Origin of the sequence: Cupriavidus sp. H18C2 (genome assembly GCF_049393795.1) — a bacterium.
Lineage (GTDB): Bacteria > Pseudomonadota > Gammaproteobacteria > Burkholderiales > Burkholderiaceae > Cupriavidus > Cupriavidus pauculus_C.
The window spans coordinates 178230-203508 of record NZ_CP186011.1; the positions used below are offsets into that span (position 1 = coordinate 178230).

A 25279-nucleotide genomic window follows, 5' to 3' on the forward strand; every position below is an offset into this window, starting at 1 on the left:
GGATACGATGGCCTACGCCGACGACGCCGCGCACCACGGCCCGCAAAGCTTCTGGACCCGCTACGTCTGGAGCCAGGACCACAAGGTGATTGCCGTGCAGTACACGCTGGTGGCCATCTTCGTGGGGCTGGTGGGCGTGGCGCTGTCGAACCTCATGCGCATGCAGCTGGGCTTTCCGGGCAAGTTCGATTTCATCGACCCCAACCGCTACTACCAGTTCGTCACGATGCACGGGATGATCATGGTGATCTACCTGCTGACGGCGCTGTTCCTGGGCGGCTTCGGCAACTACCTGATCCCGCTGATGGTGGGCGCGCGCGACATGGTGTTCCCGTTCCTGAACATGCTCAGCTTTTGGGTCTACTTCCTGTCCGTGATCGTGCTGCTGGCCAGCTTCTTCGTGCCGGGCGGGCCCACCGGCGCGGGCTGGACGCTCTATCCGCCGCAGGCCATCCTGCCGGGCACGCCGGGCCACGACTGGGGCATCATCCTGATGCTCGTGTCGCTGCTGATCTTCATCGTCGCGGCCACCATGGGCGGCCTGAACTACGTGACCACGGTGCTGCAGGCGCGCACGCAGGGCATGACGCTGCTGCGCATGCCGCTGGCCGTCTGGGGCATCTTCATGGCGACGATCCTGGCGCTGCTGGCCTTTCCGGCGCTGTTCGTGTCCGGCCTGATGATGCTGCTGGACAAGACGCTGGGCACCAGCTTCTTCATGCCGGCGATGGTCTCCATGGGCCAGCAGCTCAATTACAAGGGCGGCAGCCCGCTGCTGTTCCAGCACCTGTTCTGGTTCTTTGGCCACCCCGAGGTGTACATCGTGGCGCTGCCCGCGTTCGGCATCGTGTCGGATCTGGTCAGCGTGCATTCGCGCAAGAGCATCTTCGGCTACCGCACGATGGTCTGGGCCATCCTGGCAATCGGGCTGCTGTCGGTGGTGGTGTGGGCGCACCACATGTTCGTGAGCGGCATGAACCCGTACTTCGGCTTCTTCTTCGCCACCACCACGCTGATCATCGCGGTGCCCACGGCGATCAAGGTCTACAACTGGGTCATCACGCTGTGGCGCGGCGACATCCACTTCTCGGTGCCGATGCTGTTCGCCATCGCGTTCATCAGCACCTTCGTGATCGGCGGCCTGACCGGGCTGTTCCTGGGCAATGTCAGCGTCGACATTCCGCTGTCGAACACGTACTTCGTGGTGGCCCACTTCCACATGGTGATGGGCGTGTCGCCGATCCTGGTGGTATTCGGCGGCCTCTACCACTGGTATCCCAAGGTCACCGGCCGCATGCTCGACGACACGATGGGCCGCATCCACTTCTGGGTCACCTTCGTCGGCACCTACGCCATCTTCTTCCCGATGCACTACCTGGGCATCCTCGGCATGCCGCGCCGCTACTACGCCTGGGACAACTACAGCTTCATCCCCGAATCGGCGCACGCGATGAACATGTACATCTCGATTGCCGCGTTCGTGGTGGCCACGGCGCAACTGCTGTTCGTCTTCAACCTGTTCTGGAGCCTGCGGCGCGGGGCAGTGGCGGGGCCCAATCCGTGGCGCGCGGCGTCGCTGGAATGGCAGACGCCGCAGACGCCGCCCGTGCATGGCAACTGGGGCCCGCAACTGCCGGTGGTCTACCGCTGGGCCTACGCGTACAGCGTGCCGGGCGCCCAGGAAGACTTCATCGCCCAGAACGCACCGCCCGATGCCGGCGGCGCCGAGCCTGAACCGTATTCGAGCCGGGGAGCGATCGCATGACAGCCGAAACCCTCGCACAGACGGGCGCCGCCGTCTTCCGCGCATCGCCGGAGTCATCGGGCAGCGGACCCGGCGGCGATGCCGCGCACGGCCACGGCCAGCGCGCGCCGGGCAGCACGGGCCTCTGGGTGTTCATGGGCGTGGTCACGTCGCTGTTCGCGCTGTTCCTGACCGCCTACGTGATGCGCATGGACAGCCCGGACTGGCAGCGGATCGCGTTGCCGTGGCAGGTTTGGCTCTCCACCGCGTTGCTGGCCGCCGCCAGCGTGGCGATGGCCATGGCGGCGCGCGCGGCGCGGCGGGGACGGATGCCGCGTGCCCGCACGGCGCTGCGGCTGGGCGGCCTAGGTGCCGTGGCCTTCGTCGCCTCCCAGCTCTGGGCCTGGCAGGCGCTGTACGCGGCGCACGTGGTGCCGGCCAACAATCCCGCCGGCAGCTTCTTCTACATGCTGACGGCGATGCACGGCCTGCACATGATCGGCGGACTGATCGGCTTTGCGTTCGTCGCGCTGGATCGCGGCAGCGGCAGCCGCACGCTGATGCGTATCGGCCTGTGCGCGCGGTACTGGCACTTCCTGCTCGCGGTGTGGGTGGTGCTGCTGGGCGTGCTGGGGTGGCTGACGCCCGAGGTCGTCGACTATCTCTGCGGCAGACGATAGGGAGGGGCGCCATGAGTTCGCAAGTCGCTGTCGAACCGGCCCACGGCCATCCGCCCGGGGGGCTGCGCGGCCTCGTCGCGGACTGGGCCTCGGACGAGCGTGCCTTCCACGTGTCGTGGGGCAAGGCGATGATGTGGATCTTCCTGCTGTCCGACACCTTCGTCTTCAGCTGCTTCCTGGTGGGCTACATGACGGTGCGGATGTCCACCACCGTGCCATGGCCGAACCTGAGCGAGGTATTTGCCATCGACGTGGGCGGGCATCCGGTGCCGATGCTGCTGATCGCCATCATGACGTTCACGCTGATCACCAGCAGCGGCACGATGGCCATGGCGGTCAACTGTGCCTACCGGCGCGACCGCCTGGCCTGCGCCAAGCTGATGTTCGTGACCGCGTGGCTGGGCGAGGTCTTTGTCTGCATGCAGGCGTACGAGTGGACCAAGCTGATCGTCGTCGAAGGTATCCGGCCATGGGGCAATCCGCTGGGCGCGGCGCAGTTCGGCTCCACGTTCTTCATGATCACGGGCTTCCACGGCTTTCACGTCACGTGCGGCGTGATCTACCTGCTGTTCATCGCCAGCAAGGTGCTGCGCGGCCACTACGACCTGAGCGGCAACTACCAGCCCGTGGAGATTGCCGGCCTGTACTGGCACTTCGTGGACCTGGTCTGGGTCTTCATCTTCGCGCTGTTCTATCTCTGGTGAGGCGAAACATGGCGTCGACTCCCACCCAGGCATCCCCGCATGCCGAACCGGCCGCCGAGCATGGCGGACAGGCCCACCCGATCGGGGTCTACCTGAAGGTCTGGCTGCTGCTGTTCGTGCTGTCCACGCTGTCGTACATGGTGGACTACTACCACCTGACCGGCTACCTGCGCTGGTCGCTGATCCTGCTGTTCATGGCGCTCAAGGCCGGGCTGATCATCGCCGTGTTCATGCACATGGCCTGGGAGCGCATGGCACTGATCTGTGCGATCCTGCTGCCGCCGCTATGCCTGCTGGTGCTGGTGTGGCTGATGGCGGCGGAAGCGGATTACACTTTCCTCACGCGCGGCGCTTTCTTCCGCTGACGTCGCCATGTGGGCGGCGTGCGCCGCGACGTGCCATCCTGGACCTCGCCCATGCACGCTGCCACCGAAAGCATCCTGATATACAACCACGGCCGTGACCCGGACCGGCTCACGATGAAGCTGGCCGCGCTGGCGGCCGAGCCGTTCGCGTTCTTCCGCGGCACCAACCATCTCTACGCCGCGGCCCTGCGCGGCGAGATCGGGCTCGACGCGCCGCTGAGCTATGTCTGCGGCGATCTGCACGTGGAGAACTTCGGCTCGTTCAAGGGCGACAACGGGCTGGTGTACTTTGACCTGAACGATTTCGACGACGCGCTGGTGGCGCCCGTTACCGTCGACGTGGTGCGCATGCTGTCCAGCGTGCTCGTGGCCGGGCAGCAGTACCGGCTGTCGGAGGCGGATGCCCGCGTGGCCTGCGCCAACATGCTGTCCGAGTACACGCGGACGCTGCGGGCCGGCAAGCCGCGCTGGATCGAGCGGTCGACCGCGACCGGGCTGGTGGCCACGATGCTGCGCCAGGTGAAACGCCGCAAGCGCGGCACGCTGCTGGCATCGCATACCGAAACGCGCAATGGCCGGCTGCGGCTGGACCTGGACAAGCACGCGCAGCGCGCCAGCCGTGCGCAACGCGAGCGGGCCGCGCATATCGTCGCGGTCTACTCGCGCCAGACGCATCACGGCCACCGCTTCGTCGCGGAGGATGTGGCTTCCCGCGTGGCAGGCGTGGGCAGCCTGGGGCTGGAGCGCTACGTGGTGCTGGCCCACGAGATGCATCTGCCGACGTCGCGCCGGCTGCTCGACGTGAAGCGCGCGATGCCGAGCGCCTGGGAAAACCTGCGGCACCAGCAGCCGCACTGGGGCAGCGACGGGCAGCGGGTGGCGACGGTGCAGCAGGTCATGCAGGCGGCGTCGCCGGCGCTGCTGTCGTACGTGGCGCTCGACCGGCGCGAGTCGTTCCTGGTCAAGAGCCTGCAGCCGAGCACCGATCGCGTGGACCTGGCGCATTGCCGCGACAAGGCCGCGCTGATCGACGTGCTCACCACCATGGCGCGCGCCGCCGCATGGGCGCACCTGCGCGGCTGCGGCCATCAGGCGGCCGACCGGATCGAGAAACTGCAGGATTTTGCCGCCGGCGGGCGCTGGCAGTCGATGGCGCTGCGCCTGGCGCGGCACGGCCGCGACGTATCGCTGGCGCAGTGGAAGGCGTTTGCGGAGGACTACAGGAAAGCGAGGGGGCTGAAGGCTTGACGGTGGCCCTCTCCCGCGCGGCGGGAGAGGGCCTGTTCGATCAGATCTGCGTGATGAACTTGGTCACCAGGTAGCCATCGAAGGTCTCCTGGCCGCCTTCGCTGCCGATGCCGGAGTCCTTGATGCCGCCAAACGGCGTCTCGGACAGCGCCATGCCGAAGTGGTTGATGTTGACCATGCCGGCCTCAAGCCCGCTCGACACCTGGTGCGCCGTCTTCAGCGAATTCGTGAACACGTACGACGCCAGGCCGTACGGCAGGCTGTTGGCGCGGCGCAGCACCTCATCGGCGTCCTTGAAGCGCGTCACGGGCGCCACCGGGCCGAACGGCTCGTCGACCATCAGCTTGGCGTCGTCGGGCAGGTCGGTGACGACGGTCGGGGCAAAGAAGAAGCCCTTGTCGCCAATGCGCGCGCCGCCGGCCACGATCTTGCCGCCACGGTGGCTGGCGTCGTCAAGGAACTGCTCCATCGACGCAATGCGGCGCTCATGCGCCAGCGGGCCCATCTGCGTGCCATCGTCCAGGCCGTTGCCCACCTTGATCGAGCCGATCACCTCGGTAAAGCGCGCCAGAAAGCGGTCGTACGCCTTTTCCTGCACGTAGAAGCGGGTCGGCGACACGCACACCTGGCCGGCGTTGCGCAGCTTGAAGCGCGCGAGCATCTCGGCTGCCGGCTCGATGTCGGCATCGTCGAACACCAGCACCGGCGAATGGCCGCCCAGCTCCATCGTCACGCGCTTCATGTGGGCGCCGGCCAGGGCGGCGAGCTGCTTGCCCACCGGCACCGATCCCGTGAACGAGATCTTGCGCACGATCGGCGACTCGATCAGGTAGGTCGAGATGTCGCCCGGCACGCCCCAGACGATGTTCAGCACGCCCGGGGGCAGGCCGGCATCGTGGAACAGACGCGCCAGCGCCACCACGGCGCTGGGCGAATCCTCGGGGCCCTTCAGGATTAGCGTGCAACCGGCGCCGATGGCGGCCACGATCTTGCGGATGGCCTGGTTGAACGGGAAATTCCACGGCGTGAACGCGGCGCAGACGCCAATCGGCTCGCGCACCACGATCTGGCGCACGGCCGGGTTGCGCGGCGGAATCACGCGGCCGTAGATGCGGCGGCATTCCTCGGCATGCCATTCGGCGTGCTCGGCGCAGATCGTGACCTCGGCCACGGCCTCGGCCAGCGGCTTGCCCTGGTCCAGCGTGATGTCGCGGCCCATTTCCCGGGCGCGCGTGCGGGTCAGTTCCGCCACGCGGCGCAGGATGGCGGAGCGCTCCATCGGCGACGTCTTCTTCCAGCTCTCGAACGCGCGCTGCGCGGCCGCCAGCGCGCGGTCCAGGTCTGCCGTGGTGGCGTGGGGCAGCTTGCCCAGCAGTTCCTGCGTGGCCGGATTGATGACGTCCTGCTCGCGCCGGTCGCCTCCCTTGACGAATTCTCCATCGATGTAGAGGGCGAGATCCTGATACACCATGCCTGTCTCCTGTGCGGGGGTGGGACGGCGCGCCGGGGGCGGCGGCCGCGAACGATCGGTCGAAAAAACGCAAGCTTAACGCGTCGGCCCGGAACGCGCACAGAGATCATGTCGGCCGATTATCGGCCGCCGCTGTCGGCGCAACGCCGCTGGCCGCCGTCGCGGGCGGAGACTAGACTGACACGTCCGAAACCCACGCCGTTGCTGCAGTGCGGAAGAATTCCACCCGATGAAGCCAGACGCCAGACTCACCACCGGCCCGATTGGCCGGACGCTGCTGTTGTTCTCGCTGCCCGTGCTGGGCAGCAACATCCTCCAGTCACTCAATGCCTCGATCAATTCGATCTGGGTTGGCCGCTTCCTGGGCGAGGCGGCGCTGACGGCCACGTCCAACGCCAACATCATCCTGTTCTTCCTGCTGGGGGTGGTGTTCGGCATCAGCATGGCCAACACGATCATGATCGGCCAGGCAATTGGCGCGCGCGACGTCGACGAGGCCCGCCGCGTGGTGGGCACGAGTACCACGTTCTTTGTCGCGCTGTCGGTGCTGGCGTCGGCGCTGGGGTTCGCGTTCACGCCGCAGATCCTGGCGGCCATGCACACGCCGGCCGACGCCGCGCCGCTGGCCGTGATCTACCTGCGCATCATCTTCGTGGCGCTGCCGTTCATGTACTTCTACAACTTCGTGATGATGACGCTGCGCGGCGCGGGGGATTCGCGCACGCCGTTCTACTTCATGCTGTTGTCGGCCGTGCTCGACGTCGTGCTCAACCCGGTGCTGATCTTCGGCATCGGGCCGATTCCGGCGCTGGGTATCGCCGGCTCGGCGCTGGCCACGCTGATCGCGCAGCTCACGAGCCTGGCGGCGATGATCGCGCTGCTCTACCGGCGCAAGCACTTCCTGCTGCTGCATCGCTCGCAGCTCGCGCTGCTCAGGCCGGACACGGCCATCCTGCGCGCGCTGGTGGCCAAGGGGCTGCCGATGGGGCTGCAGATGGTGGTGATCTCGTCGTCGGCCATCGTCATGATGTCGCTGGTCAACACCTACGGCTCGCAGACCACCGCCGCCTACGGCGTGGCGTCGCAGCTCTGGACCTACGTGCAGATGCCGGCGCTGGCCGTGGGCGCGAGCGTGTCGTCGATGGTGGCGCAGAACGTGGGCGCCGGGCTGTGGGCGCGCGTGTCGCGCATCACGCAGGTGGGGCTGCTGTTCAACGTGCTGATGACCGGCGCGCTGGTGGCGCTGATCTACCTGTTCAACCGGCATTCGCTGGGGCTCTTCCTGGGCGACGACGGCGTGGCCATCGAGATCGCCCAGCACATCAACCGCGTGGTGCTGTGGTCGTTCATCCTGTTCGGCTTCACGATCGTCGTGTTCGGCACGGTGCGAGCCACGGGCGCCGTCATGGCCCCGCTGGTGATCCTGTTCGTCTCGATGTGGGTGATCCGGCTGCCATTCGCGTGGATCCTCGGGCCCCGCATCGGCGCGGAATCGATCTGGTGGAGCTTTCCGCTGGGCTCGGTCGTCTCGGTGGTGATGGCCTTTTTGTACTACCGGTACGGCAACTGGAAGCACAGCCATATCCTGCCGGCGGCACCGCATCCCGCTGCGGTCGGCCAGGCGCCGGACACCAGCATGGGCACCCCGTGCGAGGACGCGGAGCCGGTGCGATAGCGCTCTGGAGGCACGCCGGCGCAAGCAGCCCGGCGTCGCCTGCATGCTGCACACATTCAACGGCATTTCGTATGACCGGACATACGACCTCTACGCGTTCCAACGTCCCCCGCCCGTAAGCCTTCAGAAAGCTCCGCCCGCCCCATTCGCCGCGCGCCCGCGCGGCGCCGGGCCGCTGCCTTTCACGTTCCTTTCGGCCTCATCTTTCAACTCACTTTCAATGCGCCAGCATTTACATCACGTCGTGATGTAACGACGTCGACCCGCATACGTATGGGGAATCGGGAAATACCCTGAACCCAGACAAATGAAAGGCGCCTGAAAGATCGCGTTCTTATCGTTCGCCCCATCGCGTCGAACGTGTCTGCATTCGCGCGTTCGCAGCGTGGTGCGTCAGAGCCGGCGAGCCGCGCGATACCGCTTTCACTACTTTGAGGAGAATCGTTTTGCGCATACGCAGCCAAAAGGACTTTGCCTCCGGCCTGATGTTCATCCTGGTCGGCCTGGGCTTTTCCTTCGTCGCGCGCGGCTATTCCATGGGGACAGCCGCCAAGATGGGTCCCGGATACTTCCCGTTCCTGCTCGGGCTCGTGCTGGCGCTGCTGGGCGCGGTCGTCACGATCGGTGCCCTGTCGTCCAAGGGCGAGGCAGACCAGCTTGCCCGCTGGGACCTGAAGATCCTGCTGTGGATCCTGGGTTCGGTGGTGCTGTTCGGCCTGCTGCTCAAGCCGCTGGGCATGGTGCTGTCCGTGTTCGTGCTGGTGATCGTCTCCTCGATGGCCAGCCACGAATTCAGCTGGAAGGGTGCGCTGCTGAACAGCGTGGTGCTGGTGCTGATCAGCATGGGCGCGTTCGTGTACGGCATCAACCTGCAGATGCCGGTGTGGCCTGCGTTCATCACCGGTTAAGGAGCCGCCTTCAATGGAATTGTTCGATCACCTTGCCCTGGGCTTCTCCACGGCATTGAACCTGCAGAACCTGGCGTATGCGTTCCTGGGCTGCGTGCTCGGCACGCTGATCGGCGTGCTGCCGGGCCTGGGCCCGCTCGCCACCATCGCCATGCTGCTGCCGGTCACGTACTCGCTGCCCCCGGTGGCGGCGCTGATCATGCTGGCCGGTATCTACTACGGCGCGCAGTACGGCGGCTCCACCACGGCCATCCTGGTGAACCTGCCGGGCGAATCGTCGTCGGTGGTGACCACGATCGACGGCTACCAGATGGCGCGGCGCGGCCGGGCGGGGGTGGCACTGGCCACGGCGGGGCTGGGCTCGTTCTTCGCCGGCTGCGTGGCCACGCTGATCCTGGCCGCGTTTGCCACGCCGTTGTCGGAACTGGCGTTCAAGTTCGGCCCCGCCGAATACTTCTCGCTGATGGTGCTGGGCCTGATCGGCGCCGTGGTGCTGGCGTCGGGCTCGCTGCCGAAGGCCGTGGCAATGATCGTGCTGGGCCTGCTGATGGGCCTGATCGGTACCGACGTGAACTCCGGTGCCGCACGGTTCTCGTTCGACGTGCCCGAGCTGACCGACGGCATCGACTTCGTCGCGCTGGCCATGGGTATGTTCGGCTTCGCGGAGATCATCGCCAACCTGGAACAGAAGGAAGCGCGCGAGACGTTCACGAACAAGGTGACCAACCTGTTCCCGACCAAGGAGGATTTCAAGCGGATGATTCCCGCCGTGCTGCGTGGCACGGCGCTGGGTTCGGCGCTGGGCATCCTGCCGGGCGGCGGTGCGGCACTGGCCTCCTTCGCGGCGTACTCGCTGGAAAAGAAGACCTCGAAGTTCGCGCATGAGTTTGGCAAGGGCGCCATCGAAGGCGTGGCGGGTCCGGAATCGGCCAACAACGCCGCGGCGCAGACGTCGTTCATCCCGCTGCTGACGCTGGGCATTCCGCCCAACGCCGTGATGGCGCTGATGGTGGGCGCGATGACGATCCACAACATCCAGCCGGGCCCGCAGGTGATGACCAGCAACCCGTCGCTGTTCTGGGGCCTGATCGCCTCGATGTGGATTGGCAACCTGATGCTGATCATCCTGAACCTGCCGATGATCGGCATCTGGGTGAAGCTGCTGACCGTGCCGTATCGCTTCCTGTACCCGGCCATCCTGACGTTCTGCTGCATCGGCGTGTACTCGGTCAACAACCAGACCTTCGATGTCTTCATGGCGGCGGGCTTCGGCGTGATCGGCTACCTGTTCCTGAAGCTCAAGTGCGAGCCGGCGCCGCTGCTGCTGGGCTTTGTGCTGGGACCGATGATGGAGGAGAACTTCCGCCGCACGCTGCTGCTGTCGCGTGGCGAGTTCACCGTGTTCTTCACCCGTCCGCTGTCGCTGGGGCTGCTGATCGCGGCCGCGGCACTGGTGGCCGTGGTGGCGCTGCCGTCTATCAAGGCGAAGCGCGAAGAAGCGTTCCAGGAAGAATAACGCTCCGTGGCGTTCCTGAACCACCGCGCCGCCCCGGCGGCGCGTCACTAGCAAGCTTTCGGGGTGCCCTGCGTGCACCCCGTTTTTTTGGTAATCCAGCATGAAGAGAGGCCCGGCTGCCGCAATGGCCCAGGGCTGCGCACGATGATCAGAATTCCCGCACCTCTGGCTGCGTCTCCTGCGCCCATGAAGACTCCCTCGCTCGACCGGATCGTCTCCCGGCTCTATATCCTCAAGCTCGTCCAGGCGAGCCCGTCCACGGTGTTCAACCTCGTGGAGCGCCTGCGCGAACGCGGCATCGACAAGAACATCCGTGCGCTGCGGCCCGTGCTGCGCAGCCTGATGATGGCGCGCGCCATCACCGCCGAACTGGTGGAAGGCAACGGCCGCGTGTACACGATCACCGACGAGGGGCGCGCAGAGCTGGACGCCTACCTGTCGCACCTCGACGTGCTGCAGCGCGACGTCGAATCGCCGCAACGATGAGAAACGCCCCGGCACCTTGCGGTACCGGGGCGTTGCCTGGTCAGGCGGGCGGCGCGCTTACTGGGCGGCCGTCTGCGACACCAGTTCCTGGGCCGTCGCGTTGCTGGTGTTGCTCTGGGCCACCAGCACCTTGATGCGGTTCGGCACCACGGCGCCGATGCCGTCGGCCGGGATCGTCGTGATCAGCCAGTCGGCGTTCCGGTTCAGCGTCAGCGAGCCCGAATCGAAGATCACGGTCTTCGTGCCGGCCGTGGTGATGCGCAGGCGGTACGTGCCGCTATCCAGGTACTGCGAGTCCGCGCCCGACGCCGGCACGGCGTTCTTGTACTGCACCGAGGCCATGTTCGGCGACACCGAGTTCAGGTCGGCGGCCGGCGTGGTCAGGTACACGTCCACGTTCTGGGCGTTGATCGAGGCGTTGAAGGTCCGCACGCGTGCCTGCGTGTCGACCAGGCCCTTGCCGTACGGGTCGTCGATCTGAGCGACGTCGGCCGACGTGGTGCCCGGCAGCGCGATGACCGTGTACTTGTGGCCCGTGCGGGCGTCAACGGTGGTCGAGCCGATCTGGGTCGACGTACCGGTCAGGTTGAACGCGAACAGGTTGTTGCCGGTCGATACGTCGAAATAGCCCGACACGGTCTTGTACGGCACGTTCTGCAGCGACGTCAGCGCGCCATTCTGCAGCACGTCGACGTTCGGGCCTGCCGTCACGGCGTGGATCACGCGCACGGCCGGCTTGCTCAGGCCGATACGGTCGTCGATGCCGTCGTCGCCGCCGCCGCAGGCTGCCAGCACGGCCGTCGTGGCCAGCGCCATGCCCAGAATGATCTTGCGTTTGAATTGCGTCATGTTTTCACCTTTACCGTTGGATCAGGAACGCGCGCGGCATGCACGTTCTTCTTGCTTCGTGGAGTGCAAGGGAGACCGCGCGCGGCATTCGTGCATGCTGAACTGCTGGCAGGCCGCTGTTTGTGCGTGCCGTGATGGAACGATAGGCATCGTGGGCAGGCCAAGGCAGCCGCGCCGCGCCGAAATGACTGTCGGAGAAATCCCACAATTCGGTTGCAAGGCTGACACACGGGTGTACCCGGCGGACATGTGCGGTTTGCATGGCCGCGTTGTGCGGCGCTGCATCGCACCGTGCAGTCCGCCGAGTCCTGACAAGGGCTCGGCCGCCATTCCGGCGCCGCATGCGCCGCCTGTTTGCATCGCCTGGCATGGTTTGTAAAAACGACGATGGGCCCTGCAGCGGCGCAGGAGTATCTCCGTGCGCATCTGACCGGGCAGGCAGTCCTAGAGTCAGTCCTCTACTGCCACCCGCCCCTTGCGCCAGACAAGAACGCCCGGGTCATGCCCGGGCGCTTTGCAGTGCGGTCTTGTCAGGCGCTGCCGTTCAGATGGTGCCGCCTACGTTGGTCCAGTACGGCTCGCGGCCGTAGTACTCGTGGACCGTGGTGCCCCACTGCGGGTCGGCCATGCGCGGCCAGCTATCCTTGTTGAAGCCCGGGGCGTCCTTGATGCGGTCCGCGGTCAGGCCCAGCCGGAAACACTTGGCGTCGGTGTCCATGACCAGCGCGCTCCACGGAATTGCGTGCAGCGTGTCGCCGATGCCGAGGAAGCCGCCGGTGGTCAGCACCGCATAGGCCACGCGGCCGCTCTGCACGTCGATCATGATCTCCTTGATCTCGCCGACGTGCTCGCCATCTGACGCGTAGACCTTCGTGTCGTCGAGGCTCGATGCGGCCATCACTTCCGGGCCCGGGCCGTCGCCGACGCCGGAGCCCACGATGCCCGCGCCCTGGCCGGATTGAAGATTGGGTTCCATTGCCTGTCTCCTGTGTGTGCAATCGGAACCCTCAGCGGCGCAACAAGCGTGCCCGTGCCGGTGTCAGGCCGGGCCGCCGATTTCCAGCGCATTGCGGATCTCGCGGCCGGGCAGGGTCGATTCGGCGATGTGGCCAATGCGTGCTTTGGTTTCGGCGTCGCGCACGCGGCCGCGCAGCACGCAGACGTGATCGTCGAGTTCCACCTTCACCGTGCCCGGATCGACGTATGCCGCCAGCCGTTCGTCCAGCACTTCGCGCTGCTGGGCGTCGCCCAGCGGCGCCACGGGGCGCATGTCGTCGTTGTCGTACTGGCCCAGCGACGCCGGGCCCGGCAGCGGACGCGTGCGGTCGGCAGGCGGAGCGGACGGCCCCCCGGCGGGCGCGGTGCCGTACATGCCGTGGCGTTCCACGCCAGCCGGTTCGTTGCCGCCGCGCGCGTCGTAAGGCGGAGTGGGCGAGTTGTCGAGGTGGGCCGGCATGGCCTGTTCGTACTCGACCTTGCTGTGGTCGTCGCTGACGGCGCTGTGGCCGCCGTAGCGGTGGTTCGAAAGCGATGGCTTGCTGGGTTCGGACATGGCGGTCTCCAGGAAATCGATGGCGACAAGCGCGACAAGACGCTTCAGGAATGGAAGCGATGCATCGGCCATGCCAGCTTTCAGGGCGCCGTCGTGCGCCGCAGCACGTCCGCGGCCTGTACGGCTGGCGAGTACATTCGGCGCTCCGCATGCGCTTTTTACTGACTTGGCGCTGCATCGTGTACATGGCGCTCGCACGCGTCGCCCGTCCGGCGCGGTCGCCCGATCCGGCACGCGGGTTGCAAGCGTCTTGTCGTCATCCATAGCTTTCGACAGGAGTACCCGCCATGAAGCGATTCGAGGACAAGGTCGTCATCGTCACCGGTGCAGGCTCCGGCATTGGCGCAGCGGCGGCGCGCCGCTTTGCGCAGGAAGGTGCGGCCGTGGTGCTGGCCGGCCGCACCCGCGAGAAGCTGGAAACCGTGGCGCGTGACCTGCCCGACGACCGCTGCCTGGTGCAGGTCACCGATGTCAGCCAGCTCGACCAGGTAGAGGCGCTGGTGCGCGCGGCCGTGGACCGCTTCGGCAAGCTCGACGTGATGGTCAACAACGCCGGCGTGGCGCCGGACGGCCGCGCGACCGAAGCTTCGGTGGAGGACTGGCGCGAAGTGATGTCGATCGACCTCGACGGCGTGTTTTTCGGCGCGCGCGCCGCGCTGCCTCACCTGATGCGCTCCAAGGGCTGCATCGTCAATACCGCGTCGGTGTCGGGGCTGGGCGCGGACTGGAAGCTCGGCTTCTACAACGCGGCAAAGGGCGGCGTGGTCAACCTGACGCGCGCGCTCGCGCTCGATTATGGGCGCGACGGCGTGCGCATCAACGCCGTCTGCCCGACGCTGACCCGCACGGACCTGACCGAGGACATGTTCCAGGACGAGGCGCTGCTGGCCAGGTTTCGGGAGCGCATCGCGCTGGGCCGCACGGCGGAGCCCGAGGATATCGCCGGGGCCATCGTGTTCCTGGCCAGCGACGATGCGCGCTATATCACCGGCGTGAACCTGCCTGTCGACGGCGGGCTTACCGCGTCGAACGGGCAGCCGCCGCAGTAAGGCACGGTCAGGACCGCGCGCATGGCAAGCAGCAAGCCCACCCCCACCGATGCCGGCAACGCCGACGCCGCCCACGACGTCCGAACGGGGCAGGTGACACAGAAACTGTCGCGCGAAGCGTTCCGCGAGCGCTTTCGCGCGCGGTTCTACGATCCCGCCTTTCGTGTCGAGGACGCCGCCATCGACCGGCTCGAAGCCATCGCCTGGGACGCCTACAGCGAGGGCCGCAAGGCGCCGCTGACCGAAAAAGCCGGGCCGGGTGCCGCCGACCCCGACTATGACGTGTCCGTCGAATGGAAGCAGGCGCGCGACGCCATCGCGGCAGCCCAGCGCGCGCACGACGACGCCAACGCCGCGTCGCGGGTGCTGCTGGTGGTCGGTGCCGCGCGCAACGACTACACGTGCCCCGGCGAGATGTCGAAGTCGTGGCGCATGGCCGGCATTGCCCGCGCGCGGATGGAGGCGCTGGGCATGGAGGTCGACACGCTCGATCTCAGCGTGCTGACGTCAGACCCCGACAAGCACATCCATCCCTGCAAGGGCTGCGTGTCGACGGCCATGCCGCTGTGCCACTGGCCGTGCAGTTGCTATCCGAACCACTCGCTGGGCCAGGTCAATGACTGGATGAACGCGCTCTATCCGCGCTGGGTGCGCGCGCATGGCGTGCTGATCATCACGCCGGTCTATTGGTACCAGGCCACCAGCCCGCTCAAGCTGATGATGGACCGGCTGGTCTGCGCCGACGGCGGTAATCCCGACCCGAGCAGTACCCACGGCAAGAAGGTGCCTGAAGCCAAGGCGCTGGAACTGCGCGGCTGGCACTACCCCAAGCACCTTGCGGGCCGTGTGTTCGGCGTGGTCGTGCATGGCGACGTGGCCGGCATCGAAGGCGTGCGGCGCTCGCTCAGTGACTGGCTCGGCTGGATGGGCCTGATCGAGGCCGGCCATCCGGCGCGGCTCGACCGGTTCATCGGCTACTACGCGCCGTATGCGACCTCGCACCGCGCGCTGGACGCCGACACGGCCGTGCAGAAGGAAGTGGAAAACGCCGGCGCGGCAGTGGCGCAGGCGGTACACCTGCGCCGGCGCGGCGAACTGCCAGCCGTCGGCGAAGATCTGGCGCTGCCCCGTCCCAAGTGATCGGCACGGTTTTTGCCCCTTCAAGGCTATTCCCGCAGCCTTGAGGAGTGCATCATGTTCGATTTTTTCCGCCGGCACCGGCAAGACGACGCACGCGGTGAGCGTGAGCGCGATGCGGCCGACGATGACATGCGGCGGCGGCAGCAACCGTCAGGCGCCGAGAGCTGGCGCGCGCTGTCGCGGCGCGACCAGGCGCAGCGGCGCGATGAGCCCGGCTACGGCGGCGCCGGCTATTTCGGCAGCAGCGACAGCGGCGGCCAATCCTTCAATGGGGCCCAGCGGCTGTATCCGGGCGACCCGGGCTACCGCGCCCATCCGACCCGTCCCGACATGCCCGCCCGCGCCGGCGCCATCCGGCCGCACGGCCCGCGCAACTACCAGCGCGCCGATGCGCGCATCCGTGACGACGTCTGCGAGCGCCTGGCCATGCACGACGCGATCGACGTCTCCGAGGTATCGGTCGACGTGGAAGGCGGCGTGGTCAAGCTGTCCGGCACAGTCGCGGACCGCTACGCGCGCCGCGCCATCGAGGACATCGCCGAAGCGGTGTTCGGCGTGCAGGACGTGGAGAACCACATCCGCGTGCAACGTGGCGATGCGCTGGACCCGTCGGAACGAACGCTCAACCTGAGCTGACGCGCAATCGCTGCCGAGCGAAACCCCTTCCCGGTGCGGGAAGGGGTTGCAGCATCGACAGCGTACCGGCCCATCAGACCGGGATCTTCAGCGCGTCGGGGCGCTGCCACCAGCGATGCTCGCCCACGGCGTCGAGGAACGCCTGGTGCGTCTTGGCGTCCTCGGCCTTGCCGATCACCACGCCCGGGCCGGCAAAGCCGCCCTGGATGCCCACGCGCCGCGCGGCCTCGGCTACCAGCAGCGCACCGCTGCCACCGGCGCCCACGGCCTTGTAGTGCTTGTAGGATTCGGCGATGAACAGCAGCGCGTTCGGGTCAGGATCGGCGGGCGGGTTCTTGCCGTCCGGCACGTACACGGCATCGAACAGCACCGAGCCGACCGACGACAGCGCAAAGTCCACCGGCAGCGCGGCGCCGCCGGCCGTGGTCACGCTGCTTGCGCGCGGGCCGACGATCTTGGCGCTGGCCCGCATACCCTCGGCCAGCGCTTGCAGCGACTGGATCGCGGCGTCGTCTACACCGTCATTGACCAGCACCGCGATCTTGCGCCCGGTGATATCGCCCTTGGGCTGCGCGTCCAGGCTCAGCGCCGGCGACGTCTGCACGCCGTAGTCGTTGATCTGCACGGCCGGGCCCACGGGCTCCACCGGAATGCCAAGCTGCGCGGCCACGCCATCGGCCAGTTCCTGCGCGATGTGGACGATCTGGCCCACCACGCGCGCGCGGATGGCCGGGTCCGACACCTTGGCCAGCTCGAAGCTGTAGGCATCGATGATCTGCTTCTTCTCCACGTCCGACTGGCTGCGCCAGAACAGGTTGGCCTGCGAGAAGTGATCGGCAAACGTCTGGCTGCGGATGCGCACCTTGACCGCGCCGTCCTCGGCCGGCGCCGGGAAGTGGCGGTAGGCGTCCTTGTCGCCGGCCAGGAACGGGCAGCCGCCGCTCACCGAATTCGGCTGGTAGCTTTCCTTGCCCTGCACGATGGTCTGGCGCATGAAGCCGTCGCGCTGGTTGTTGTGCACCGGGCAGAGCGGACGGTTGATCGGCAGCTCATGGAAGTTGGGGCCGCCCAGCCGCGTGATCTGCGTGTCGATGTACGAGAACAGCCGTGCGTGCAGCAGCGGATCGTTCGTGAAGTCCATGCCGGGCAGGATGTGGCCCGGGTGGAATGCCACCTGTTCGGTCTCGGCGAAGAAGTTGTCCGGATTGCGGTTCAGCACCATCCGGCCGATGCGCTTCACGGGCACCAGTTCCTCGGGGATGATCTTGGTGGGGTCCTGCAGGTCGAAGCCGAGCTTGAGCATGTCGGCCTCGGGCACGAGCTGCACGCCGAACTCGTACTCGGGATACTGGCCCGCCTCGATCGAGTCCCACAGGTCGCGGCGGTGGAAGTCGGGGTCCTTGCCGTTGATCTTGAGCGCCTCGTCCCAGATCAGCGAATGCGCGCCGCCCACCGGCTTCCAGTGGTACTTGACCAGCGTCGGTTCGCCGCGCGCGTTGATCAGCCGGAACGTGTGGACGCCAAAGCCCTCCATGGTGCGGAAGCTGCGCGGGATGGCGCGGCCGGACATCGTCCAGAGCACCATGTGCATCGATTCGGGCTGCAGCGAGACGAAGTCCCAGAACGTGTCGTGGGCAGAGGCGGCCTGCGGAATCTCGTTGTGCGGCTCCGGCTTCACCGAGTGGACGAAGTCCGGAAACTTGATGCCGTCCTGGATGAAGAAGACCGGCATGTTGTTGCCGACCAGGTCGAAGTTGCCCTGGCGCGTATAGAACTTGGTGGCAAAGCCGCGCACGTCGCGCGCCAGGTCGGCCGATCCGCGCGACCCGGCCACCGTCGAAAAGCGCACGAAGACCGGCGTTTTCTCGCCCACGCGGGTGAACAGCTCGGCGGTCGTGTAGTCCTCCAGCGACTCGGTCAGCTCGAAGTAGCCGTGTGCGGCCGCGCCGCGCGCATGGACCACGCGCTCGGGAATGCGCTCGTGATCGAAGTGCGTAATCTTTTCACGCAGGTGGAAATCTTCCAGCAGCGTGGGGCCGCGCAGGCCCAGCTTCAGCGAGTCGTCGTCCTCCGGAATCTGCAGGCCCGAATTGGTGGTCAGCGTCTTGCCCGCGTTGGAGACGAGGTTGCCGACGCTCGGCGAGCCGAGCGTGCCGGGGCGGGGCGACAGCCGGTCCGCTACCGCCTTCTCGTAGGTGCCGTCGTTGTTGCTGCCCGATGCGCGGTCCTGGCTCGGGTTGTCGCCCGAGTGCTGCGGCGTGGACTGGCCGCCCTGTGGCGTGGCGGAAGACGATGACAGCTTTGGCGGGGTTTGCTTCGGCATGGCTGATTTCCTCTCTCGAACGATGACGATGTGGAATCGTCCGTTCTGCAGGTTGTGTGCCAAGCCGGAAAACCGCGCCCACGCTGGGCGCGAAGCAGGATGCGCGCACCGCTGCGCGCGCATCCGTGCAGAAACTACACCATCACCACCTGGTTGCGGCCGTTGCGCTTGGCCTGATAGAGCCCCGCATCCGCCGCTTCCACGAGCTGGCTGAACGGCCCCTTGCCGTCGGGCACCATCACGGCCCCGCCCACGCTGACCGTGACAAAGCCGCTGGTGGGCGACCCGCTGTGCGCAATGCGCAGCGTCTCAATGGCGCGCCGCACCTTCTCGGCCAGCAGCCGTGCGCCGCCCGGCGACGTGGCGGGCAGGATCATCGAGAACTCCTCGCCGCCAAAGCGCGCGGGCAGGTCGGCCGGCCGCGCGCAGTTGTCGCGGATCACGCTGGCCACGCGGCGCAGCACCTCGTCGCCGGCCACGTGGCCGTAGGTGTCGTTGTAGGCCTTGAACGCATCCACGTCCATCATCAGCAGCGCAAGCTGGGTCTGCTCGCGCTGCGCGCGCTTCCACTCGGCGCCCAGGTACTCGTCGAAGTAGCGCCGGTTCGACAGCCCGGTCAGCCCGTCGGAGTTGGTCAGCCGCTGAAGCTCCAGGTTGGTCTCCAGCAGTTGCTGCTGGCTCTGCCGCAGCGCGCGGTACGCCTCGTCGCGCTGCAACAGGTTCAGGTACGAGCGCGAGTGGTAGCGGATGCGGGCCACCAGCTCGATCGTGTCCGGCAGCTTGACCAGGTAGTCGTTGGCGCCGGCGGCAAAGGCCGCGCTCTTCATCGTCGGCTCTTCCTTGGTGGACAGCACGATGATCGGGATGTCGCGCGTGCCGGGGTTCTCGCGGTAGCGGCGCACCAGCGTCAGCCCGTCCGTGCCGGGCATCACCAGGTCCTGCAGGATCACGGTCGGCTGCGTGCGTTCGGCCACGGCCACCGCCTGCTCCGGATCGGCGCAGTAGTGGAAGTCGATGTCGGTCTCGCCGGCCAGCGCGCGGCGGATGGCTTCGCCGATGATGGCCTGGTCGTCCACCAGCAGCACCATCGCCAGGTATTCGTTCGCGGCGGCCGACGGATCGGCCGGATTCCCCTGTCTTGCCATGTTGCTTACCCCTTTTGTCTTGTTGTCTCGCCGCCGCAGGCCCGCACCAGACGGGGGGCGATCCGCGGCAGCGGCAGGATTTCCTGGGCCGCGCCCAGCGTGGCGGCCGCCTTGGGCATGCCGTAGACGGCGCTGGTGGCCTGGTCCTGCGCGATGGTCAGGAAACCGCGGTCGCGCATCGCCTTCAGCCCCTGCGCGCCGTCGCGGCCCATGCCGGTCAGCAGCACGCCCACCGCGTCGCCGCGCCAGTGTTCCACCACGCTTTCGAAGAACACGTCGATGGACGGCCGGTACAGGTAGTCGCCCGGCTCGGGCGTGTAGGCCATGCGGCCGCCGGCCACCAGCCGCAGATGATCGTTGGTGCCGGCGAGCAGCACGGTGCCGGCCTGCGGCGGCTCGCCGGCGCGCGCGATGCGTACCGGCAGCGCGCATTGCGCGTCGAGCCATTCGGCCATGCCCTGCGCAAACGCCTCGTCCACGTGCTGCACGGCGACGATGGCGGCGCCGAACGTGCCGGGCAGCGCGCCCAGCAGCGTCGCCAGCGCGGCCGGCCCGCCCGCCGACGCGCCGATGGCCACCAGCCGCGGTGCGGCCGGCGCGCACGACGCGGCCGCCAGCGCGGGCGGTGCCTGCGTGCGGCCCGCCAGCAGCCGGCCGATATTGCGGATCTTGCGCAGCAGCGGGCCGGCTGCGAGCGTCGCGTCGGACTGCGTCAGCGTGGGCGTGTCCACCGCGTCGATGGCACCGTGGCCCATCGCGTCGAACACCTTGTTCGCGTTGCGGCCCAGGTCCATCGTCACCACCACGATGGCGCACGGCGTGGCCGCCATGATGCGGCGCGTGGCTTCCACGCCGTCCACCACCGGCATCAGCAGGTCCATCAGGATCAGGTCCGGCGTCTGCGCGGCGGCCATCTGCACGCCGCGTTCGCCGTCGCCGGCCACCCAGACGATTTCCAGCGTGCTGTCCAGCGCCAGCGCGCGCCGTAGCGCCGCTACGGCCAGCGGGGAGTCGTTGACGATGCCGATCTTCATGTGCGTGCCTCGCCGATCAGGTCCCGCACGGCGTCCAGCAGTGCGGTATCGTGGAAACTGCCCTTGGCCAGGTAGTAGTCCGCGCCGGCCTGCATGCCGCGTTCGCGGTCCTGCTCGCGGTCCTTGTACGACACGATCATCACCGGAAGCTGCGCCAGCCGCGCGTCGCCGCGGATGCGCGTGACCAGCTCGATGCCGTCCAGGCGCGGCATGTCGACGTCGGTGATGACGAGGTCGAACGGTTCGGCGCGCAGCACGTTCCAGCCGTCCATGCCGTCCACGGCCACGCTGACGTCGTAGCCGCGCCCGGCCAGCAGCTTGCGCTCCAGCTCGCGCACGGTCAAGGAATCATCCACCACCAGCACGCGGCGGCGGCGCGCGGCCGTGGCGTCGGTGCCGGCCTGCCGCACGCGCTCGATCCGGCCCTCGGAGACCAGCTTTTCCACGGACCGCTGCATGTCCTCGACGTCGAAGATCAGCACGGGCGTGCCGTCGTCGGTCAGGCTGCCCGCCGCGATGTCCTTGATCTTGCCCAGCGCCTGCGCCAGCGGCTGCACCACCAGCATGCGCTCGCCCACGAGCCGGTCCACGGCGATGCCGTAGACGCGGTCCTGCTCGCCAACCACCACCACGGGCACGCTATCGCCCTCGATCGGCGGCTCCGGACGCTGCAGGATCTGCGCCGCGCTGACCAGCCCCACCGGGCGGCCTTCGTGGCGGAAGTGCTGGTGCCGCTCGGTCTGCTCGATCTCGTCGCGCCGCACCTGCACGGCACGCTGCACCAGCCCCAGCGGAAACGCATACGCCTCGCCAGATACCTCCACCAGCAGCGCGCGCACCACCGACAGCGTCAGCGGCAGTTCCAGATGAAAGTGCAGGCCGCTGCCGGGCTGCTGCGACAGCTTCAGGCTGCCACGCACGGCGCGCACCATGTCCTGCACCGCATCGAGCCCCACGCCACGGCCCGAGACCTCGGACACCGTCTCGCGCAGGCTGAAGCCCGGCAGCAGCAGGAATTCCAGCAGTTCGGCCTGCGACAGCCGCGCGGCCGTGTCCGGCTGCGACAGGCCGCGCCGCACGATGGCCGCGCGCAGCGCGTCGAGGTCCACGCCCGCGCCATCGTCGGCAATCTCGATCACGAGCCGGCCCGCGTTGTGGCGCGCGGCCAGCGTGATGCGCCCGGTCTCGGGCTTGCCGGCCGCGCGGCGCACGTCGGGGGCCTCGATGCCGTGGTCCACCGCGTTGCGCAGCAGGTGGGCCAGCGGGGCGTCGAGCTGTTCGAGGATGTCGCGGTCCACCTGCGTCTGCTCGCCGGACAGCACCAGCTGCACCTGCTTGCCCAGGGAGCGGCCCAGGTCGCGCACCATGCGCGAGAAACCGGTCATGCCGTCTGACAGCGGGCGCATGCGGCACGACAGCGCCGTGTCGTAGAGCCGCCGCGACAGCCGCGTGGCACGATGGTCGTACTGGTCGAACTCCTCCACGCGCTGGGATAGCTGGCCCTGGCCGTCCTCCATCAGTTGCCGCAGTTCGGCCAGCGCGGCGCGCAGGCGCGGCACGGCCACGTCGGGCGTGTCGAGCAGGGCCTGCACGCCGTCCAGCGCCTGCAGCGCGCGCATCTGCTGGCGCCGCGCCTGCTGCATGGCGCTGCCGAACGGGCGCAGCCAGTGCGATTCGACCATCGCCTCGCCGGCCATCGCCAGCAGGCGGTCCAGCCGGTCGGCGTTCACGCGCAGCATGCGCTCGTGCGATTCGGCAGCCGCCGGCAGCTCGCCCGAGGCAACGGGCTGTGGCGCCGGCGCGGCCGGCTCCGACGGTACGGCGGGCGCGGCCGGGGGCGCCGGCGGTGCCACGTCCTCGCCATCGAGCAGCCGGTTCATCTGCACGATCCACGCATCGATCTCGGCGCGGCCGTCCAGCTCGGGCCAGTGCAGGTTGCCGTCCGGCGGATGGCCGATGCGCTGGAGCAGGTCGGTGCCCTGCAGCAGCGCGTCGATATGGGCTGGCGTCAGCACGATGCCGCCACGCTGCGCGGCAACCAGGCAGTCTTCCATCACATGGGCCACGCGCACGCCGCCATCGAGCCCGACGATGCGCGCCGCGCCCTTGAGCGAATGCGCGGCGCGCATGCAGGCTTCGAGGTGCGTGGCGGCCGTGGGGTCGCGTTCCAGCGCCAGCAGCCCGGCGTGCAGCACCTCGGCCTGCGCATCGGCTTCGAGCGCGAACAGGTCCAGCATCGAGGCATCGCGCAACTGTTCGGGGTTCATGCCAGGCTCCGCGACAGGGCCTGGCGCAGCAGGTCCGCATCGAGCAGGCCCACGCTGTGACCCGCATGTTCGAACAGCGCCTGCGTGTAGCGCGCCGACGCCCGCGTCAGCGTGGCCGGCAACGGCAGCAGCGCGCGGCGGGGCACGTGCTCGACGCCGGCTACCTCCGCCACGGGCAGCGCGATGGCGCTGCGCCCCTGGCCGAGGATCAGGAAGCGCGCCGGGCGGGCGTCATCGCCCTCGGGGGCATCGCCGAACAACTGCGCCAGCGAGACGCAGGTCAGCAGGGTGCCGCGCACGGCGGCCACGCCCAGCAGCGCCGCGTGGCGGCGGTGCGGCAGCGTGTGCACGGGCGCGGGCGCGGTGATCTCGCCGAGCGCGATGGTCGGCAGTGCCAGCCATTCCTCTCCCACGCGGAAGACCAGCACCGACTGGCCGGCTTCGCGGCTCTCCGCGTGCTCGGCGGGCAGCGTGTCCGTCATGGCCCCGCCGAGGCTGCCAGCGGCCAGTGCGTCGAGCACGGTCACGGCCGCCTGCGCGTAGACCGGGCAATTGCGGCAGCGCAGGTACGTGACGAGTTCCGGGCAGGACCGGTCGCCGCCGGTGCCGATGCGGCGCCAGCAGTCGTACACGGTGCCAGCGGCCAGGCCGGGCAGGGTGGCGGGCGCGGCGTGGACGATGGAATCAGCCATGGCTCAGTCGGGCATGACGCTGCGCGCGCTCGCGCAGGCGATGGGCGCCGGTGGCATCGCCCTCGCTGTCGAGCAAGGCAGCCAGGTGGTAAAGGGCCTCTTCATGGCCGGGGTCCAGGTAGACGGCCTTGCGATAGGCGGCGTGCGCATCGGCGATATGGCCGGCCGCATCGTTCAGCACGCCCAGCAGGCACCAGCCGTCGGCCGACGACGCATGGGTCGCCAGGAACGCGCCGCAGGCGTCGGTGGCGGCCTGCAGCTCGCCCCGGTCGGCCAGCGCCGAGATCGATGCCAGCGGGTCGTCCGGCTTGGCAGTCGCCACGGCGGGAGGCGGCGGCATCCGCACGGGACGCACGGCGGGCGGCGTGGCGCGTGCCATGCTCTGCAATACCGGCGGCGCGACGGGCGGCCGGACGGATTGCACGACCGGCACGACTGGCCTGGCGACCGGCTCGGGATAGAACGCGAAGGCCAGCGGCACGCCGGCGCTGGCCAGCCCCTCGCGGGTCAGCAGGCTGGCCTCGGCCGGGCCGACGAAGATCAGCCCGCCCGGCTGTGCCAGCCGGCGCAGCGTCTGCACGGTCCGCTGCTGCGTGGCGACATCGAAATAGATCAGCAGGTTGCGGCAGAACACGAAGTGGTAGGGCGGTTCGCTGGCCAGCAGGCCCGGCGCGACAAGATTGCCGTGCAACAGCCGCACCTGGCCGCGCACCTTTTCGGAGAGCTGGTAGCCGCCCGGGGCCGGCGCGAAATAGCGGTCGCGGAAATCGAGCGGCACGCCGCGGAATGCGTTGCTGCCATACAGGCCGGCGCGGGCGCGTGCCAGCGCGCGGGCGCTGACGTCCACGGCATCCACGCGGAAACGGTCGGCCGGCAGCCCGGCGTCGAACAGCGCCATCGCGATGGAATACGGTTCCTCGCCGGTGGAGCACGGCAGGCTCAGCACGCGCAGCAGGCGCTCGCCGTCGCCGAACACGCGCTGCGCCGCGAACGTGCCCAGCGCCAGCAGCGCTTCACGGTGGCGGAAGAACCACGTCTCGGGCACCACCACGGCCTCGATCAGCGCCTGGAGCTCGTCGGGCGTGGCGTGCAGCACGTTCCAGTAGTCGGCCGGATCGGCGGCACCCACGGCCAGCCGGCGCGTTTCCACGGCGCGGGCAATGACGGCTGGGCCGATGGCGGTCGCGTCCAGGCCGATCCGCTCCTTGAGCAGCGTTTCGATCTGCGTGGGGGGATGGGGCAGGTCCGTCATGCGGGCAGGGCGTCGGGGAACAGCATCGTATGCACGGCTTCGGGCAGCAGGTCGGCCACCCGGACCCACTGCACCAGCCCGCGCGCGTCGTGGCGCACCGGGCCCAGGTAGCGCGCCTGGCCGGGGTCGATGCCGCTGTCGACGAACGATGCCGGGTCGCACCGCAGCGTGTCGGTCGCATATTCGAGCCGCAGCCCCAGCAGCCGCGCGGCCGGCGCGGTTTCGGCAGCGGCGGCGGGATCGGCTTGATCGATGAAATTGGCAGTTTCGGCGGTTCTAGACATCGGCGCGGGTCGACGGTAGTTAACCAGCACGGTCCGGGTACTGGTGCGCGCACCGGCCGGAGTGCCCGTGGCCAGCGCGGTCACGTCGATCACGGGCACCGGCTGCCCGGCGCGCACCATCAGGCCGCAGACCCAGGCCGGGGCGCCGGGAATCTGCTTGGTGGCGGTCAGCGGCAGCACCTCGGCCACCTCGCCGCTATCGATCGCGTAGTAGTCGGGCCCGATGCGGAACAGCAGGAAGAGCGCCATGGCGAAGGGC

The 25279-nt window shown here is 68.3% G+C and carries 23 protein-coding genes; 12 read left to right on the forward strand and 11 right to left on the reverse strand.

Annotated features, from left to right (window positions below; genetic code table 11):
- The first annotated feature begins 7 nt into the window (after nucleotides 1–7).
- Genes ctaD through EPAKOI_RS17475 form a run of 5 tightly spaced genes read left to right on the forward strand, consistent with a single transcriptional unit; the run spans nucleotide 8 to nucleotide 4741 of the window.
- A complete protein-coding gene (ctaD, locus tag EPAKOI_RS17455) occupies nucleotides 8–1765 on the forward strand; it encodes a cytochrome c oxidase subunit I (protein ID WP_124685492.1) in 1758 nt (585 codons plus the stop codon).
- Complete coding sequence (locus tag EPAKOI_RS17460; RefSeq protein WP_124685491.1) at nucleotides 1762–2424, forward strand: cytochrome c oxidase subunit 3; 663 nt, start codon at nucleotides 1762–1764, stop codon at nucleotides 2422–2424. The genes ctaD and EPAKOI_RS17460 overlap by 4 nt, the downstream gene beginning before the upstream one ends.
- A gap of 11 nt (nucleotides 2425–2435) precedes the next feature.
- Complete coding sequence (locus tag EPAKOI_RS17465; protein WP_124685490.1) at nucleotides 2436–3128, forward strand: heme-copper oxidase subunit III family protein; 693 nt, start codon at nucleotides 2436–2438, stop codon at nucleotides 3126–3128.
- An 8-nt stretch (nucleotides 3129–3136) separates the two neighbouring features.
- The gene (locus tag EPAKOI_RS17470; RefSeq protein ID WP_124685489.1) at nucleotides 3137–3493 is read left to right on the forward strand and encodes a cytochrome C oxidase subunit IV family protein; all 357 of its coding nucleotides are present in this window, start codon (nucleotides 3137–3139) and stop codon (nucleotides 3491–3493) included.
- Between the two features lie 51 nt (nucleotides 3494–3544).
- Nucleotides 3545–4741 carry a DUF2252 domain-containing protein gene (locus EPAKOI_RS17475; protein ID WP_423194119.1) on the forward strand — a complete coding sequence of 399 codons (1197 nt, stop codon included), beginning with the start codon at nucleotides 3545–3547 and terminating at the stop codon, nucleotides 4739–4741.
- Between the two features lie 40 nt (nucleotides 4742–4781).
- Here the strand turns inward: EPAKOI_RS17475 and EPAKOI_RS17480 are convergent, their stop codons facing one another.
- Complete coding sequence (locus EPAKOI_RS17480) at nucleotides 4782–6209, reverse strand: NAD-dependent succinate-semialdehyde dehydrogenase (RefSeq protein ID WP_423194533.1); 1428 nt, start codon at nucleotides 6207–6209, stop codon at nucleotides 4782–4784.
- A 232-nt stretch (nucleotides 6210–6441) separates the two neighbouring features.
- On the opposite strand from EPAKOI_RS17480, the gene EPAKOI_RS17485 reads away from it, so the two are divergent.
- The 4 genes from EPAKOI_RS17485 to EPAKOI_RS17500 all read left to right on the forward strand — a co-directional run bounded on the left by EPAKOI_RS17485 (nucleotide 6442) and on the right by EPAKOI_RS17500 (nucleotide 10797).
- Complete coding sequence (locus EPAKOI_RS17485) at nucleotides 6442–7887, forward strand: MATE family efflux transporter (protein WP_423194120.1); 1446 nt, start codon at nucleotides 6442–6444, stop codon at nucleotides 7885–7887.
- Nucleotides 7888–8333: 446 nt separating this feature from the next.
- Nucleotides 8334–8795 carry a tripartite tricarboxylate transporter TctB family protein gene (locus EPAKOI_RS17490; protein ID WP_124685486.1) on the forward strand — a complete coding sequence of 154 codons (462 nt, stop codon included), beginning with the start codon at nucleotides 8334–8336 and terminating at the stop codon, nucleotides 8793–8795.
- 13 nt (nucleotides 8796–8808) lie between these two features.
- Nucleotides 8809–10311, forward strand: coding sequence for a tripartite tricarboxylate transporter permease (locus EPAKOI_RS17495; protein ID WP_124685485.1), 1503 nt, complete (start codon nucleotides 8809–8811; stop codon nucleotides 10309–10311).
- Between the two features lie 186 nt (nucleotides 10312–10497).
- The gene (locus EPAKOI_RS17500; protein ID WP_423194121.1) at nucleotides 10498–10797 is read left to right on the forward strand and encodes a transcriptional regulator; all 300 of its coding nucleotides are present in this window, start codon (nucleotides 10498–10500) and stop codon (nucleotides 10795–10797) included.
- A 57-nt stretch (nucleotides 10798–10854) separates the two neighbouring features.
- On the opposite strand, the gene EPAKOI_RS17505 is transcribed toward EPAKOI_RS17500, so the two are convergent.
- The 3 genes from EPAKOI_RS17505 to EPAKOI_RS17515 form a co-directional block, all read right to left on the reverse strand.
- Nucleotides 10855–11646, reverse strand: coding sequence for a DUF4397 domain-containing protein (locus tag EPAKOI_RS17505; RefSeq protein ID WP_124685483.1), 792 nt, complete (start codon nucleotides 11644–11646; stop codon nucleotides 10855–10857).
- A gap of 544 nt (nucleotides 11647–12190) precedes the next feature.
- On the reverse strand, nucleotides 12191–12622 hold the full coding sequence (locus EPAKOI_RS17510; protein WP_313839471.1) for a PRC-barrel domain-containing protein: 432 nt from the start codon (nucleotides 12620–12622) through the stop codon (nucleotides 12191–12193).
- Between the two features lie 63 nt (nucleotides 12623–12685).
- On the reverse strand, nucleotides 12686–13198 hold the full coding sequence (locus tag EPAKOI_RS17515; RefSeq protein ID WP_423194122.1) for a BON domain-containing protein: 513 nt from the start codon (nucleotides 13196–13198) through the stop codon (nucleotides 12686–12688).
- Between the two features lie 287 nt (nucleotides 13199–13485).
- Between EPAKOI_RS17515 and EPAKOI_RS17520 the strand changes: the two genes are divergently transcribed.
- Genes EPAKOI_RS17520 through EPAKOI_RS17530 form a run of 3 tightly spaced genes read left to right on the forward strand, consistent with a single transcriptional unit; the run spans nucleotide 13486 to nucleotide 16023 of the window.
- A complete protein-coding gene (locus tag EPAKOI_RS17520) occupies nucleotides 13486–14247 on the forward strand; it encodes an SDR family NAD(P)-dependent oxidoreductase (protein WP_423194123.1) in 762 nt (253 codons plus the stop codon).
- Nucleotides 14248–14268: 21 nt separating this feature from the next.
- Entirely contained in the window at nucleotides 14269–15387 is a 1119-nt protein-coding gene (locus EPAKOI_RS17525; RefSeq protein ID WP_423194124.1) for a flavodoxin family protein, read from the forward strand.
- Nucleotides 15388–15441: 54 nt separating this feature from the next.
- On the forward strand, nucleotides 15442–16023 hold the full coding sequence (locus EPAKOI_RS17530; protein ID WP_423194125.1) for a BON domain-containing protein: 582 nt from the start codon (nucleotides 15442–15444) through the stop codon (nucleotides 16021–16023).
- 73 nt (nucleotides 16024–16096) lie between these two features.
- On the opposite strand, the gene EPAKOI_RS17535 is transcribed toward EPAKOI_RS17530, so the two are convergent.
- From EPAKOI_RS17535 to EPAKOI_RS17565, 7 genes are all read right to left on the reverse strand, one after another.
- Nucleotides 16097–18346, reverse strand: coding sequence for a catalase (locus EPAKOI_RS17535; RefSeq protein ID WP_423194126.1), 2250 nt, complete (start codon nucleotides 18344–18346; stop codon nucleotides 16097–16099).
- Between the two features lie 134 nt (nucleotides 18347–18480).
- Nucleotides 18481–19491 (reverse strand): diguanylate cyclase, encoded by a 1011-nt coding sequence (locus EPAKOI_RS17540; RefSeq protein ID WP_423194127.1) that lies wholly within the window; start codon nucleotides 19489–19491, stop codon nucleotides 18481–18483.
- Between the two features lie 5 nt (nucleotides 19492–19496).
- Nucleotides 19497–20525 carry a chemotaxis response regulator protein-glutamate methylesterase gene (locus EPAKOI_RS17545; protein ID WP_313839481.1) on the reverse strand — a complete coding sequence of 343 codons (1029 nt, stop codon included), beginning with the start codon at nucleotides 20523–20525 and terminating at the stop codon, nucleotides 19497–19499.
- On the reverse strand, nucleotides 20522–22792 hold the full coding sequence (locus EPAKOI_RS17550; protein WP_423194128.1) for a hybrid sensor histidine kinase/response regulator: 2271 nt from the start codon (nucleotides 22790–22792) through the stop codon (nucleotides 20522–20524). Before EPAKOI_RS17550 ends, EPAKOI_RS17545 begins: the two co-directional genes overlap by 4 nt.
- Nucleotides 22789–23484 (reverse strand): chemotaxis protein CheW, encoded by a 696-nt coding sequence (locus tag EPAKOI_RS17555; protein WP_313839485.1) that lies wholly within the window; start codon nucleotides 23482–23484, stop codon nucleotides 22789–22791. Before EPAKOI_RS17555 ends, EPAKOI_RS17550 begins: the two co-directional genes overlap by 4 nt.
- A complete protein-coding gene (locus EPAKOI_RS17560) occupies nucleotides 23477–24736 on the reverse strand; it encodes a CheR family methyltransferase (protein WP_423194129.1) in 1260 nt (419 codons plus the stop codon). Before EPAKOI_RS17560 ends, EPAKOI_RS17555 begins: the two co-directional genes overlap by 8 nt.
- Entirely contained in the window at nucleotides 24733–25269 is a 537-nt protein-coding gene (locus EPAKOI_RS17565; protein ID WP_423194130.1) for a chemotaxis protein CheW, read from the reverse strand. The genes EPAKOI_RS17560 and EPAKOI_RS17565 overlap by 4 nt, the downstream gene beginning before the upstream one ends.
- Nucleotides 25270–25279: the final 10 nt, after the last annotated feature.

Excerpts from the sequence above, each read along its gene's own strand:
- EPAKOI_RS17530 (WP_423194125.1), top strand. The coding sequence starts at position 15,442 with ATGTTCGATTTTTTCCGCCGGCACCGGCAAGACGACGCACGCGGTGAG.
- EPAKOI_RS17505 (WP_124685483.1), bottom strand. The coding sequence starts at position 11,646 with ATGACGCAATTCAAACGCAAGATCATTCTGGGCATGGCGCTGGCCACG.
- EPAKOI_RS17565 (WP_423194130.1), bottom strand. The coding sequence starts at position 25,269 with ATGGCGCTCTTCCTGCTGTTCCGCATCGGGCCCGACTACTACGCGATC.
- EPAKOI_RS17540 (WP_423194127.1), bottom strand. The coding sequence starts at position 19,491 with ATGGCAAGACAGGGGAATCCGGCCGATCCGTCGGCCGCCGCGAACGAA.
- EPAKOI_RS17550 (WP_423194128.1), bottom strand. The coding sequence starts at position 22,792 with ATGAACCCCGAACAGTTGCGCGATGCCTCGATGCTGGACCTGTTCGCG.
- EPAKOI_RS17510 (WP_313839471.1), bottom strand. The coding sequence starts at position 12,622 with ATGGAACCCAATCTTCAATCCGGCCAGGGCGCGGGCATCGTGGGCTCC.
- EPAKOI_RS17460 (WP_124685491.1), top strand. The coding sequence starts at position 1,762 with ATGACAGCCGAAACCCTCGCACAGACGGGCGCCGCCGTCTTCCGCGCA.
- EPAKOI_RS17485 (WP_423194120.1), top strand. The coding sequence starts at position 6,442 with ATGAAGCCAGACGCCAGACTCACCACCGGCCCGATTGGCCGGACGCTG.
- EPAKOI_RS17535 (WP_423194126.1), bottom strand. The coding sequence starts at position 18,346 with ATGCCGAAGCAAACCCCGCCAAAGCTGTCATCGTCTTCCGCCACGCCA.
- EPAKOI_RS17470 (WP_124685489.1), top strand. The coding sequence starts at position 3,137 with ATGGCGTCGACTCCCACCCAGGCATCCCCGCATGCCGAACCGGCCGCC.
- EPAKOI_RS17545 (WP_313839481.1), bottom strand. The coding sequence starts at position 20,525 with ATGAAGATCGGCATCGTCAACGACTCCCCGCTGGCCGTAGCGGCGCTA.
- EPAKOI_RS17525 (WP_423194124.1), top strand. The coding sequence starts at position 14,269 with ATGGCAAGCAGCAAGCCCACCCCCACCGATGCCGGCAACGCCGACGCC.
- EPAKOI_RS17560 (WP_423194129.1), bottom strand. The coding sequence starts at position 24,736 with ATGACGGACCTGCCCCATCCCCCCACGCAGATCGAAACGCTGCTCAAG.
- EPAKOI_RS17500 (WP_423194121.1), top strand. The coding sequence starts at position 10,498 with ATGAAGACTCCCTCGCTCGACCGGATCGTCTCCCGGCTCTATATCCTC.
- EPAKOI_RS17520 (WP_423194123.1), top strand. The coding sequence starts at position 13,486 with ATGAAGCGATTCGAGGACAAGGTCGTCATCGTCACCGGTGCAGGCTCC.
- EPAKOI_RS17515 (WP_423194122.1), bottom strand. The coding sequence starts at position 13,198 with ATGTCCGAACCCAGCAAGCCATCGCTTTCGAACCACCGCTACGGCGGC.
- EPAKOI_RS17495 (WP_124685485.1), top strand. The coding sequence starts at position 8,809 with ATGGAATTGTTCGATCACCTTGCCCTGGGCTTCTCCACGGCATTGAAC.
- EPAKOI_RS17475 (WP_423194119.1), top strand. The coding sequence starts at position 3,545 with ATGCACGCTGCCACCGAAAGCATCCTGATATACAACCACGGCCGTGAC.
- ctaD (WP_124685492.1), top strand. The coding sequence starts at position 8 with ATGGCCTACGCCGACGACGCCGCGCACCACGGCCCGCAAAGCTTCTGG.
- EPAKOI_RS17465 (WP_124685490.1), top strand. The coding sequence starts at position 2,436 with ATGAGTTCGCAAGTCGCTGTCGAACCGGCCCACGGCCATCCGCCCGGG.
- EPAKOI_RS17555 (WP_313839485.1), bottom strand. The coding sequence starts at position 23,484 with ATGGCTGATTCCATCGTCCACGCCGCGCCCGCCACCCTGCCCGGCCTG.